The sequence below is a fragment of the Leucogemmata humicola genome (assembly GCF_055379415.1).
The window spans coordinates 3,556,440-3,569,838 of the sequence record NZ_AP040875.1 but is presented as its reverse complement, the minus strand read 5'-3'; the positions used below and the strand labels follow the sequence as shown (position 1 = coordinate 3,569,838).

The 13,399-nt window shown below is 62.3% G+C and carries 10 protein-coding genes; 2 read left to right on the top strand and 8 right to left on the bottom strand.

Annotated elements, in window-relative coordinates; all coding sequences use genetic code 11:
- Positions 1 to 64 precede the first annotated feature (64 nt).
- Together AC6H4Z_RS15120 and AC6H4Z_RS15115 are read right to left on the bottom strand one after the other, a co-directional pair.
- Positions 65 to 1,210, bottom strand: coding sequence for a glycosyltransferase (locus AC6H4Z_RS15120; protein WP_497542790.1), 1,146 nt, complete (start codon positions 1,208 to 1,210; stop codon positions 65 to 67).
- A gap of 70 nt (positions 1,211 to 1,280) precedes the next feature.
- Positions 1,281 to 2,714, bottom strand: a complete 1,434-nt coding sequence (locus AC6H4Z_RS15115; RefSeq protein ID WP_497542789.1) for an O-antigen ligase family protein — start codon at positions 2,712 to 2,714, stop codon at positions 1,281 to 1,283.
- Positions 2,715 to 2,889: 175 nt separating this feature from the next.
- Between AC6H4Z_RS15115 and AC6H4Z_RS15110 the strand changes: the two genes are divergently transcribed.
- The gene (locus AC6H4Z_RS15110) at positions 2,890 to 4,170 is read left to right on the top strand and encodes a glycosyltransferase (protein ID WP_497542788.1); all 1,281 of its coding nucleotides are present in this window, start codon (positions 2,890 to 2,892) and stop codon (positions 4,168 to 4,170) included.
- 12 nt (positions 4,171 to 4,182) lie between these two features.
- Positions 4,183 to 5,100, top strand: a complete 918-nt coding sequence (locus AC6H4Z_RS15105; RefSeq protein ID WP_497542787.1) for a polysaccharide deacetylase family protein — start codon at positions 4,183 to 4,185, stop codon at positions 5,098 to 5,100.
- A 31-nt stretch (positions 5,101 to 5,131) separates the two neighbouring features.
- Here AC6H4Z_RS15105 and AC6H4Z_RS15100 read toward each other — a convergent pair whose 3' ends face one another.
- From AC6H4Z_RS15100 to AC6H4Z_RS15075, 6 genes are all read right to left on the bottom strand, one after another.
- On the bottom strand, positions 5,132 to 6,262 hold the full coding sequence (locus AC6H4Z_RS15100; protein WP_497542786.1) for an acyltransferase family protein: 1,131 nt from the start codon (positions 6,260 to 6,262) through the stop codon (positions 5,132 to 5,134).
- 52 nt (positions 6,263 to 6,314) lie between these two features.
- On the bottom strand, positions 6,315 to 7,496 hold the full coding sequence (locus AC6H4Z_RS15095; RefSeq protein ID WP_497542785.1) for a glycosyltransferase: 1,182 nt from the start codon (positions 7,494 to 7,496) through the stop codon (positions 6,315 to 6,317).
- A gap of 1 nt (position 7,497) precedes the next feature.
- The gene (locus AC6H4Z_RS15090; RefSeq protein WP_497542784.1) at positions 7,498 to 8,607 is read right to left on the bottom strand and encodes a glycosyltransferase family 4 protein; all 1,110 of its coding nucleotides are present in this window, start codon (positions 8,605 to 8,607) and stop codon (positions 7,498 to 7,500) included.
- 108 nt (positions 8,608 to 8,715) lie between these two features.
- The gene (locus tag AC6H4Z_RS15085; RefSeq protein WP_497542783.1) at positions 8,716 to 9,522 is read right to left on the bottom strand and encodes a sugar transferase; all 807 of its coding nucleotides are present in this window, start codon (positions 9,520 to 9,522) and stop codon (positions 8,716 to 8,718) included.
- Between the two features lie 359 nt (positions 9,523 to 9,881).
- The gene (locus AC6H4Z_RS15080) at positions 9,882 to 12,266 is read right to left on the bottom strand and encodes a polysaccharide biosynthesis tyrosine autokinase (RefSeq protein WP_497542782.1); all 2,385 of its coding nucleotides are present in this window, start codon (positions 12,264 to 12,266) and stop codon (positions 9,882 to 9,884) included.
- A gap of 68 nt (positions 12,267 to 12,334) precedes the next feature.
- Positions 12,335 to 13,078 carry a polysaccharide biosynthesis/export family protein gene (locus AC6H4Z_RS15075; protein WP_497542781.1) on the bottom strand — a complete coding sequence of 248 codons (744 nt, stop codon included), beginning with the start codon at positions 13,076 to 13,078 and terminating at the stop codon, positions 12,335 to 12,337.
- Positions 13,079 to 13,399: the final 321 nt, after the last annotated feature.

Genomic DNA, 13,399 nt, shown 5'->3' with positions numbered 1-13,399 from the left:
ACCGCACCAATGGTGATTCCGCAGACGGCCCGTTTTCGCTCGTGTCCGAATCTGTTTCGGCTTGCTACGCCTTGGTTGTGCCCTTCAGGCCGCCGGTATAGAGCGCCTCGTGAAAGTGCACCATCGACGCGAGGCTGAACGTCTCTTCGATACGAGCTCGCGCGGCATCTGCGTCGGCTCTGCGTCTTTGTTGGTCACGTAGCGCGTCATACCAGCCGGCGGCGAGCGCCCCGGAGTCGCCCGAAGGCACCAGGCGATGAGCGAGGGACGGCCCGAGTACGGCACCGTTGCCCCCAACGTCAGTGACAACGGGACAGATGCCGGCGCTCATCGCCTCGAGCAGGCTCACGGACGTCCCCTCGCTACTTGAGGAAAGACTAAAAATGGCCAAGGCGGCGTGAAGCTCGGCGATTGCCGATACCCAGCCCGGCAGCTTCACGGCGTCGGCGTGCGACGTTGCGGCGAGTGCGCGATCGAGGGCTGGTCGGTCAGGTCCTTCTCCCGCGATGACGAGAAAGGGAGGCGGACCCATGTCGGCGGACCACCGATCGCGCAGCCGGCCGAATGCCTCGATCATGAGATCGTATCGCTTGACGACATCGAATCGCCCGAGGCTCCCGATGATCGGGGCGTCGGCCGGAATATTCAGGCTCGCGCGCAACGAACCATCGTCAGGCCTGCGGCAGAACCGTTCGGTGTCTACGCCATTCAGCACCACCTGAATTCGCTTCCGATCCACGCCGATCGTGGTCTCGAGCTGATTCGCCAGCGCACTCGATACTGCCAGCACGACATCGGTTCGACGCGACGCCAATCGATCCGTGACCTGCCCAATCCACGGATCCGGAACGCGTCGGCCGTGATCTGTGTGGACGATGAACGGAACGCCCGCCGCGCGTGCCGCTCGCGCCGTCTTGTACCAGACGCCGCTATGCGAATGAACGACGTCGGGTGCGATTTCGCGGATCAACTGCGTGAGAGCGGTCGGCCGAATCATCGACCACCGAGACATCGGCGGAGCCGTGTGCAGCGTCCCGTGCTCGTCGAGGCGCTCGGCGTATCGGCCGAGGAACCGGATCGCGAGGAGATGCACGTCGAACTTGGCCGGGTCCAGCCGCCGGACCATGTCGGCGACGAGTCGCTCCAAGCCGCCAGCTTCGAGGTCGAGAACGACCTGAAGCACACGGATGCGCCGTGATGGAACTGTCATGACAGTTCGCTAAAAACTCGGCGAGGATGCATGGCGTCCCCGCCGAGAGTTGTTGGAAAGCGCATCGAGTTTACAACGTCGGCCGAACGGCACCCGGCGCCGGAACAGTGGGCCGGAATTGTGGTGGCGCCGCTCCGCCGCGCATGACGCGGCGAACCTTCTTCGAGATGACCTGATCGACGCCGTTCAGCTTTCCCAAGCCCAGGATGATACCGAGCATGCTATACAGGTATCCGGCGTACGCCTGCGACAGGAAGAATGCGCAGACGATGTATCCGATGAGCGACGCGAGGAGAACTTGCGCCAGCCCCGGCGATGGATTGGGCACACCGTTGGCCTGGTCAGGCATCCTACCGATCTTGAGCAGCATACCCCACGATGACCCGAGGAGCATGAGATACCCGAGCAACCCGAAAATCCCGAGTTCTGCGCCGATCTGGACGTAGGAGTTGTGCGCAGCCATCCACGGGACCTTGCCCGTACCGTCTGCAGCGGCCTGAATACCTTGCGGCGAGAGCACGCCTTCCGCCTTGGGGAACACCTGCGGGCCAACGCCAAGGAACGGATTCGAGAACATGTATCCGATGCCGCGCTTCCAGACCTCCACGCGGCCCGTATTGGAATTGCCCGCCCAGTTGTAATCGTCCTTCGGATGCGTGAGCGTTTTGACGAAATCCCAATACTGGTCGCTCGCTACCGCAGACAGCAGCACGAAGATTCCAACCACGACGCCGACACGAACTCTCGCGGGGACGGAGCGGAAGGTGATCAGAAGCGTCGCTGTGACCGCAATCAGTCCGATGAATCCGCCGCGTGATCCTGATCGAACTGTGCCAATCATCGCGAGCCCGAGTGCGGCCACGGCGAAGATGCGCAGTGCAGTCGATCCCGGTCTCCGGATGAAATAGATGGACAGCGGCAGGGAGCAAACGCAGAGCATACCGAAATCATTCGCGTCGTAATACGCGAGGTTGCTCAGGCGTCCCGTAGAATCAACCTGAAAGCGCGCAATGACGATGGCGCAGAATGCCGCGCAGCCCATTACCTGAACGAGGACCAATCGCTCGACATCTTCGACGCCTCGTACGGCGGCGGCAATGATCAGCATCATGAAGATGCTTGGCAGATAGTCCTTCGTCACGAATGTCGCGCTGTATCCAGGCCATAACGAAAACGGCGTGGACAAACACATCAAGAACCCGAGCGCGAGCGCGATTCTCGTAATGCGACTCTCGAGCGGTCGAAATACGCGTCGTGGATCGCGGTCCATCACGAACAGCACCAGCGCTGCGCCTTGCGCGATCATCGCGGGGTGCAGCGCGCTCAGAAACGGATAGAAGTCGGTCAGCCGCCAGACCGCCGCTTCCAAAATTCCGACGATTGCAATGAGCAACAGGTCGAATTTCAGCGGTCCCGCCAGCGCGGCGGGTATCGCGCGTCCGCGCGGACGACCGACGCGGTACCCCGCGTACGGCTGCGCCATCGGCGGGTTGGCACTGGCCATTCCATTGTGAGGCCCTGGGCGCGCGCCAACTGGCACTGGAGCGCTCGGACCGAATGCGCGAGACTGGAAGCCTGTCATCGAGTCGGGTCTCAGATTGCGCTCCTGACAACGGTTGTCAGAGGCGGCCAATCAAAGATAGCGAGGCGTCACGCCGGTCTGGCCTACCCGGCAACTAATGGTATACGCCTGTACCAAGGACGCGACAGCGTTGCGAGGGCAACGCTGTCGCGTCCTTGGGAGGCGCGGCCTTTTCGGCCTGGTGACACCGTGGCAATTTCCTTTTCAGCGAGGTCACCTCGGCGCCGTTTCGCTCGTTCGAGCGGTTCAGGCTGTGGCCGCTAAGCATCAGGGCCCATCGACCACGACCATGACATCGGAACAGCTCGCCGTGCGCCCATCTCGCGCAAATGCCCAGATCGCGCCCGTGGACCCGCCAGTGCGTCAGGACAGGGTTTGGATCGCGTGGGAGAAGCAGCGCCGATCGCTATCCCTCTCCGGCCGCGTACGCGCGAAGCTCCTCCTTTGCCTCACTGACGACAAGAGCTGGCGCCGGTACCCCGTCTCGATTGCGGAGACGGTTGGCGAACTGAGCCGGCGGCGAGGTCAAACGGTGTTCGTTCAGAACCCGTCAATGGTCCTGGCCGCTCTCGCGAGCTTTCTGAAAAAGCCACTCGGCTACGCCCTCGTCGTCGACCGCCATAGCAACTTCGGCTTTCTGTCCGGACAAACTGCAGGCTTCAAGGCCAAGCTCTCCGAATGGTTGAGTCGCTACAGTCTGCGAAATGCCGACATGACGATCGTCACCAACGACGAACTCGCCGAATACGTCCGCGCGGTCGGGGGCGCACCGTTCGTGCTTCCAGATCCATTTCCGGAGCCGCCCGACGTCGACTCGGCTGCCCAGTCAAAAACTCCGAACGCACCAAAGGAAATCTTATTTGCTGCGTCGTGGGCTGACGATGAGCCGATCGCCGCGACCATCGAGGCGTGCCGGCATCTCGAGGGCGAGGTCGTTGTTCGCATAACCGGGCGCATGAAGAAGAAGTACGCCGACGTCGCCGCGACCGCTCCGGCGAACTTCATTCAAACGGGATTCGTGACCGACGCGGAATACTTCGCTCTCATGGCGAGGTGCGATGCCGTGATGGCCGTGTCGGTGCGGCCAGCCACGTTGGTGTGCGCCGGCTACGAAGGTACGCGAATGGGCAAGCCGCTGATCCTCGGCGACTCGATGGCGCTGCGTGAGTTCTTCAGCTCTGGCGCCGTGTACACCGATGGAACCGCACGCGATCTCGAGACCAAGATTCGCGCGCTCTTCGGCGATCTGCCGCGCTATCAGCGCGACGTTCGTCGGTTGTACGAACAGCGCGCGCCTGAATGGGATGAGCGGCTGGCCGATCTCGAATCGAAGCTCTCAACACTGGGTGCTCGAAAGAAACCGGCAGCAGCGCGCTAACGCGCGGTCGACATGAACCCCCGGCTCAAACGATTGGCTGAGCGCGCGATTGCGCGCTCAGGTGTTTTGCCAGTACTTCGCGCCCGCCGTCGCGGAAGTGCATTGATCCTCGCCTATCACAACGTCGTACCGACTGGCGGCGAACCCGGCGGGGATCGCAGTCTGCACATCGCTCAGACTGAGTTCGCTCGACAGCTGGATCTTCTGCTCGACGGCTATGATGTCGTTCCGCTAGACGCGGTGCTCGATCCGTTGATGAACGAGTCGCGAAAGCCGCGCGTCGCAATCACGTTCGATGACGCGTATGACGGTGCAATCACCGCGGGTCTCGACGAACTCGTGCGACGACAGCTTCCGGCGACGGTGTTCGTCACCCCGGGGCTGATCGGACAGCTTCCGTGGTGGGATGTAATTGCGTCGGCAGACGCCGGCGCGGTTCCTGAAGCCAATCGAGATCACGCGCTCAAAACGCTACGCGGCGATCGAGAACTCGTCCTCGCGTGGGCTGGGCTCAGTGCTGCGGCAGAACAGGCGTCGGCGCGGCACCTCCGCATCGGCACCGAGCAACAGATCCGATACGCGTCGAGCCAACCCGGGATAGTGCTTGGCTCGCACACCTGGTCGCACCGAAACCTGAGTGTTCTATCGGCCGACGAACTTGAGTCCGAGATGAACCGCCCGATGGCTTGGCTGCGCGAGCGATTCGACTCGGTGATCGATTGCATCGCGTATCCGTACGGGCTCTATTCGCCGCTCGTAGAACGCGCGGCGTCCGCAGCGGGGTATCGAGGGGCGTTCCGTGTCGACGGCGGCTGGCTCACGCCTACGAGTGGAGCGAATCGTTTTGCCCTCCCGCGCCTCAATATTCCGGCAAGCATGACGCTGGACGGATTCGCCCTTCGCCTCGCTGGAATCGGCACCGCGCGGTAGCGCACGCGCGGTGTAGCGTCGCTGACGGAGGCTACGCCGCTGCGGCGACGCGACGCAGGCGGACGCGGCTCCACACGCGCAACAGCCATTTGTGGAACGCTGAGCAAGCCTGACGCTCGACGATAACTGCAACGATCTGTGAGAGAATCAGAATTGCCGCGGATACCAGGGCGAGCGACACCCACGGCGACCACTGGTCGGGCAGGTGAGCGCCCAACGTCTTTCCGATTCGATTGTGGAGCAGGTAGAGCGGATACGTCAGCCCGCCAATCGTGTAGGCCCAACGCGACGGGGGGAGCATGTTGGGAACGAGAGCGACCGCAAGAAAGACGATGTGGAACGCGACGATTGCCGACGCGACGATCCAGCCGGTTGCAGGCGTGGGATTCTGAAAGAAGTCAGGCTGCTGCTGAATGGCATATCGTGCCGCGAGCACGCACGACACGGCGAGCATGGCCAACCGCGCGACGGACCGTCCGCGTGCACGCAACAGGTATAGGATGCAACCGCTGATGAAGTATGGCCCGTACGGATAGAGTGCCAAGGAACCCAACCCCCGTGGCGCAAAACCGGTTGCAGCAACCACACAGGCAGCGAGCCAGACCGCTAACCAGGTCTCGACGCGATTCATCGAGCCTGTCATGAGGATTATGAAGACAAGGAAATAGAATTTCAGTTCTACGAACAGCGTCCAGTACACGCCGTCCACGTACCCCACGCCGAGGGCGCCGGGTACCATCGTGAGATTGAGCAGGAACGTTTTTGCGGAGATCCGATCGACGCCGCCGATCGCCAGCACGATCGTCGTCAGCGCCACCGCGGTCCAGAACGACGGATAGAGGCGAGCAATTCGCGATATGACGAACTCTCCCGCTGATCGTGCCTGCGAACTCCACAGGATCACGAAACCGCTGATCATGAAGAACAGACTGACGCCCAGGTATCCAAACCGGCTCACCGACTGCAGGCCGCCGAACAACTGTTCGTCGACTGCGCCATGGCGCATCGGCCGATATGTGAAGTGGTAAACCACGACCGACGCTGCAGCGATGAAGCGCAGCACGTCGAGTTCGGCGATGCGGTTCGCCACTTTCCCTGGTTTGGTGGCGCCGGACGCGGCGGTGTTGGTTCCGGTCGCGACTGGTGCGGCGGTCGTGGTCATCCTAGGCTCCTCGCGCGATTGCCGCGACGCGATTCATCAATGCTCTCGTACCTCAGACCTGCTGGGCGAGTGTCGCGCGGCGGGTCGGCTCCCATACGTGATCCACGTGACCGCCTAGCAGGCGGAACACGGCGTGAATAACGGCGACGTTCGCGAGCAGACCAAATCCTGCAATCGAGAGCAGGCCAGGCATGCGTCGTCCGGCCGGCCAGTTCCAGGCGGTGGCGATGACGACGCCTCCCAGTACGGCGCCAACGAGTCCGAGCTGTGCCCACCAATACGTCGGTGCAAGCATGATCAAGCCCAACGTCGCCGGAATCGCCGAGACGGGGATCATCCAGCGGGCGACTTTGTGGCTCCAGAGTTTCCAGGCGAACGATCCCACACGCATCGGGTCCAGAAGTCTGCGCCAGTGCCACAGGGTGTCCATGCCGCGGCTGATGGTGCGCACCTTTCGGCGATACTCGTGATGCAGCGAAGTCGTACGGGGCACACCCGTAATTGCATCGTCAACTGACACGGCGCGGTACCCGTGCCAGCGAGCCGTCAGCGCCGCCGAGAAATCGCGGCTCAACATGTCGGGGAGAGGAATGTCATGCAGAGCGCGTCGAATTGCGTATCCGGAACCGGAAGCGCCGACGATGCCGCCGGCCAGCGTTTCCAGCTGGCGAACGCGCATCTCGTATCCGACGTAGCCGGCCTCCGTCTCATTCGCCGAAGCGTGGCCCGGCGCGACGCTGAGATCGCGCGTTGACGCGACGCCCACCGTCGGATCGGCCATTGCCGCAACGAGCAAGCGAATCGACTGTGGACGCATTCGAACGGAGGCGTCCGAGTTGATCACGATCTCGCCGACTAGTCGGTTGCAGCACGTGTTCTCCGCTGTCGTCTTACCGACGCGTGATGGCATCCGTGCCAGCTCGACGCCCTGATTGGCGTACTCGCGGACGATGTCGTCCGTGCGGTCGCTCGACGCGTCAGAGATGATCAGGATTTGACGGCGATCAGCCGGGTAATCCTGGTTGAGCAACGACTGGATCGTGCCGCGAATCTGCGCCTCTTCGTTGTACGCGGGAACGACGACGCTCACCATCGGGAGCTGATCTCCGGGCTTTGACGCCGGGATCTGAGGCGTCGGCCGCGGCAGCAGACGGAGCAACAGCGGGTACAGAGCGTAGGCGTACACCGCCAGTACGATCGGGAGCGCGAGGAGGATCCAGGGAAGGATCTTCATTTCAGGAATGGACTTGGGTGCGGAGCGAGAGGTACAGCTGCTCGTATTGATCCAGCCAGGGTTCAACGGCGAAGGCGGTCTCTAACCGTGTTTTCGCATTCTGAGCGCGGACCGCGGCTGCCGACCGATCGTCGTACACCGCTCGAATCGCCGTGGCCAGCGCTTGGGGATTCTCCGACGGCACGAGAAGGCCGTACTGGTCAGAGATCACGTCGGGTATTCCGCCGACGGCCGTTGCCACGATCGGGGTGCCTGCTTCCATCGCCTCGAGAAGTGTCATCGGCGTCCCCTCAGTCCGCGAGCTAATGACGAGTACATCGAGGCCCTGCAACAGCTGTGCGGCACCCGCGGTCGCCCCTTTCCAGGTGATACGATCGGCGAGTCCCAGGGAGTCGGCACGCTGCGTCAACGCGGTTCGATCGGCACCGTCGCCGAGGATGGTTGCCCGAATGGGGAGGTCACGAAGATGGGGCAGGGCGTCCACCAGCACGTCCAGCCCCTTCTCGGCGGTAATCCGACCGACCCAGCCGATGCTGAATAATCCCGCGGGCACTCCCAAACTCTCTCTTGCAGCGTTTGCCGGTTGAAACGGTGTGTTCGAACCCCAAGCGTTGACGATCGTATGGATCAGCCGGCGCGGGACACCGGAGCTCGCCAGATCGTCGGCGAGCTTGCGCGAGACCGCGACCACGGCGTCAAACCGACGGAACGCTCGCCGGTCCAGCCGTTCGTATAACCTGCTACGTCGGCTATTGCCGGTGAACCCGTGCGCCGTCGAGACAATGGGCGGGCCGCCGGATCGACAGGCGAACCACCCGACGAGGTCGGCAAGGTATCCGTGCGTATGCAACACCTCGGTTCCCGATTGCCGGCAAAGCCGACGAACGGCAGCGATCTGCTCGATGTAGTTGCGTGGGTGGGTCGTGATGGGTGCGACACGCACGCCATCGCGCCTCAGGCCGTCGAGCAGGGCGGGCTCTGGACGCCCTGGTGTGAGGAGCGCGGCGACGCACACCTCGGTGCCACGGGCCTGCTGCGCGACCGCCAGGGAGTGTACGACGCGTTCCAGGCCGCCAAACGCCGCCGGCGCGAGCAGGTGAGTGATCTTCATCGGATACAGACTGCGAGAGGCCGGTGAGGTTTCAGAGGTGGGCGTCTCGGGGCGCCACCGCTGACTTCACCGGCCTCCAGGTCGAGCGACCTACAACCGCAGCCTAGCTTACCAGCCGCCCTTGCGGAACAGCATGACGGGAAGCGTCATGGACATGATACGCAGGTCGTGGCCAACGCTCTGGCGGGCGACGTACTCCAGGTCGAAACGGACCTTGTTGCGAACGTCGTCAAGGCACGAGTCGTACGACTGGTTGATCTGGGCCCAACCTGTGATGCCCGGCTTGACGCGCTGACGCTGGGCGTACTGTGGGATGTCCTCGCGGAGCTGTGCGAAGATCGTGGGACGCTCTGGACGCGGTCCGACGATGTTCATGTCGCCACGGATGACGTTGTAGAACTGCGGGAGCTCGTCCAGGCGCGTCTTGCGCAGGAACTTGCCGATCATCGTGGTGCGCGGGTCGCTCTTCTGTGCCCACACCGCCTTGCCATCAGCCTCGGCATCGACGCGCATCGAGCGGAACTTGTACATCTTGAAGAGGCGGCCGCCATGGTCATAGCCTCGGCGGTCATACGACCGCTTCGACCGGAACCGGCGGTCAACGCCAACGCGAACCTGCGAGTAGAGAATCGGTCCGGGCGACGTCGCCCACACGGCGAGCGCCACCAGGAGCATCAGCGGCGCCGCCAGGACGAGCGCGACGAGCGCAACCGAGAGGTTTACGGCGCGGCTCAGGAACTCCGAGCGCTCACCGGGAAGGACCTCGTCTGCCTCGACCAACGCCAGCGGCGCGTCAGCGTAAGGCGTTGCGACGATCTCAAGGGCTACATCTGCGAACGCGCCGGCCGCGCCGTATTGGAACGCATTGCCGCGCGATGACCGGGACGTATTGAATTGCGATACCGCTGTACCCATTGCCTAACCCCTCCGTCGGGCCGAATCAGTTTCGCGACGAGCGTTTCCGCCGCGTTTTCGGAAGCGGTCCTATGCAGTGCCCGTGCTACGGACTCCGGAGTGGCACAGAGAGTGTAAGCTGTGTAATAACAACGAGTTACGCGATTACTTAACATGGCATCATTTTTTACACGTGCCTTAGTCTGTTGCGCGCGCTCCACAGGATGTCGGTACGGTCGCAACACCAGGACAGCAGATCTCGAATGCAACCTACGTCACATTAGATTTCGACTTAGATCACAACGCAAAGGGCGAGTTCGACCTTAAGTGGTCAAACTCGCCCTTTGTTGTTCTGTCCGTCCTTGGGTACGGCCGATCGATCAGGTCCTTCGAACGAGGTCAGTCTGCTCCGATTCGTCCGTGGCCGCGTAACCAGGCACGTACCCGTAGTAGCTGTAGGCTCCGTCCAGGCCGATGCCGTTCAGAACAGCTCCAACCACGTTGACGGGCAGTCGCTCGAACATGCGGAGCTTCTCCGCAGCCAACCTGCGCATCGTCTTTCCAACGCGCAGAACCACGAGGAGGTTACCCGTCGCCGACGCGATAGAGTAACCATCAACTCCAGCTGCCAGCGGTGGCGTGTCGAATACCACGACATCGAACATGCCGCGTAGTTCAGCCACCAGCGCTGGAAGTCTCGCCGAGGTCAGAAGCTCCGGGCTCTGACGGCGACGCGTTCCGGAGGCAATCACGTTCAGCGACTCGTGCGCGGTCGGGCGGAGCACGGTCGACAGGTTGGCCGATCCAGACAGGTAGTCGGTCAATCCGGGTTTTCCCGTCAACGCGAACATCTCGTGCAGCACGCCCCGACGAGTATCACCGTCGACGAGCACTGTCCGCAGCCCGGCATCCGCAAACGACATTGCCAGATTTGCCGAGATCAGCGACTTGCCCTCACCCGGCGACGGACTCGAAATAGCGATCGAAATCGGCCCGCTGGGCTGCGAATTCGCGACGCTCATGCGCAACGAACGGAACGCCTCGATCAACTGGAACATCTGCTCGGGCGAATTCTGATCGACGCCGCGCTTCGGGAACCGGGGAACTGTGCCGGCGATCGCCAGCCCGAGTTCATCCGTTGCCTGTTCGGGGTATCGCAAACGGCTATCGAGTCGATCGAGCAAGAGCGCGAGGCCGATGGCCGAACCGAGGCCCGCCATGATCGCCATCAAGATCAGTTTTGGCGCCGTATTCTTGGCCGGCGCTAACGGCGCGATGGCCGAATCGAGAATGGCGACGTCTGGTGCGGTGCTGGCTTCGGCGAGCTGCGCCTCGCCGAACCGGCTCTGCAGGTTGATGAACAGCGTTGCTGCGCCATCACGATTTCGGCGGAGCCGTTCCTCTTCGATGGTGCGCTCTGGAATCTGTCGAAGGTTTTGTGTCGCGCTAGCGAGACGAACGCTGTCGTCCTCGGCGCGAATTTCGAGACTGCGCAACAGCTGCCGAGCGGTCTGGGGAATCTTCTCGCGACGCAGGGTGGTCATCTGCGCCTGAACGTTCCTCACCTGAGGATTCTGTTCGGTCAGGTACGTGAGCAGCGTGTCGAGCCGACCTTGTCGCATGCGATATTCGGTCAGCGCACTGCGCAGGTTCTCGGCAGCGGGATTCGTCGCGACGGCGCGAACCTGAAGAAGTGCTTCGGTCGGAACGCTGTCGATCGACGGCATTACGGCGCGCAACATCTGGATGTCGCGCTTCAGGCCTTCCGCTTCGATCTGGCGATCGAAGAAGTCCTTCATCACCGGGTCGCGCGTTTCCGTGACGCCCGCAGCGATCGGACTTCCACCTTCGCGCGGTTGGGTGATGGTGTTGACCTTGAATGTGGAGAGCTGAAGATCCGCGTTATCGAGTGCCGTCTTGGCCGTGTGGACCTGGGCCTCGAGCGTCGCGGCGTACTCGGTGAGCTTTCGCTTCTTCAGCTTGGTCGCGACATCGACGAACTCTCGCGCCCACGTGTTGATGATATTCGCAGCGAGCGGACCGTTCGGGTCTTGGAGCACCAACAGGAAAAAGTTACTCTCCGGCCGGCGTGGTGTTCCCAGGCGATCGGTGAGCTTGAGTGCTGTTTCACGCGGAGTCGAGAGCGTAAATCGCACTTTCTGAACGCCGCTCCCGCCCGCAGGAATGCTAGGAACCCACTGGAAGCCGAGTCGACGTCCGACAGAGTCGGAGACCGCGCCGCTGTCTACCGCGCGAGCAGACGGCTGCATGAGCAAGGTCCATCGACGGTTATCCTTGTCGATATCCAACTCGTACTTGCCTGGAACGAACATCTCTGTCGTCTCGAAGCCGCGGAAAAGCGGCGCATCGGCCTTGTTCGCCGGCTGGAGAAACAGCGACAGCTTACGCACGACGGCGTCCGAGATCGTGCCGCTTCGCAGAAGCGTCGACCAGTCGTCCGGCGCCAACAGCCCGGATGCGCGAATGGGTCCCGACCGCGTTTCCATCGGGCTGTCCGACGCAATCATGATTCTCGCTTGCACCTCGTATTGAGGCGCGATGACGCGAGTGGCGGCCACGCCTGCGCCGGTCGCCAGAAGTACGATGGCGATCAGCAGCCACTTGTACCGGCGAATGGCCGCGATTGGACGATCGAGCGGCGACGGTGCAGGCGCCGGGCTGGCGGGACGCAAATCCTGCCAGGGCTGGAGCTGCGTCTCGTTGTATGGCGCCAACGCGTGGGTCGGCAGGAGCGGGTCAGACATGGGAAATCACGAACCGATTGAGAATGAGATCCAGATAGTGGCGAGCGATCATCAAATGATCGGTCGGTCTAGTGCTTCCCAATGATCAGTAGGAGCGTCGTAACGACACTGAGCCCAACCGGGATGATCGTCGCCCAGGGGATCGATCGACGGCGGCCAACCACGATTTCGTCGCCCGGATCGAGATTGAGTCGCTCGACCGTCAGACCGTCGCTGAGCGCGACCTGAACGTCGGCGCGGGACAGCACGATCGTTTCGCCGCGCTTGATGACGATGTCTGAAAGATCCGAGCTCGGATCCTGTCCGGCACGCATGATCAGGTCGCTCAGCGGCGCGTCGGGCGGCACGCTATAGAAGCCAGGCACTCTCACGGCGCCGGATAGCGACAACCGAACCAGCGGCGCCACGTGAACCACTTCGTTCTTAAAGTTGGCCGCGACGCGGGCACGGATGCTGTCGCCAAGCTCAAAGCGAAGCACGCCGGAGACATGTAAGTCGCCCATTGGCTCGCCGAGCTGAATGATGCGGCCTGCCTGAACGAGAAGCGTGTCGCGCTTGTTCAAGCCCTGGCCTTCGTAGCTAACGAAAATTTTGTCGCCGACTTCAAAGTCGCCGTCGCGAAGCCGTGTGCGAAGCAGGTATGCCTCTTCGCGGCGGCCAAGGCTATCTGCGGCTTTGAGCTTGGCTACGAGCTGCGCGCGAGTCGCGTCGGGGAGTCGGACCCCTGGGGTCTGCGCGTGCGTGGGATGAGCGATTACGGTGGCGCTCATCGCGACGACAAACGCCGCTATACGCGGACGAACCGAAAACATGATATGGGACAGGGAGGAGGACGTTCCTACGGTGACGCGATCCGGATGGCGAAACAGTTCATCGCCGACAACAACGTGATTTCGAAACGTCCAGCAGATGCTGCGAGTCCGAAACAAAGACGCACTACGAGAATCTACGTTACGGACCGCACGAAGTGACGCGAGGCACAAAAAGCGCCCGATGAGCCCGGTGTCGCGTGGAGATTTCGCGGCCCGCCCACTACGATTGATTTCTAGAGTTGTCTGAATCATTGTCGAGAATAAACGCTGGCTACCAGCCGATACTCATCTCCCGATGAGCCAGCTTGTCCTGCCTTCCTC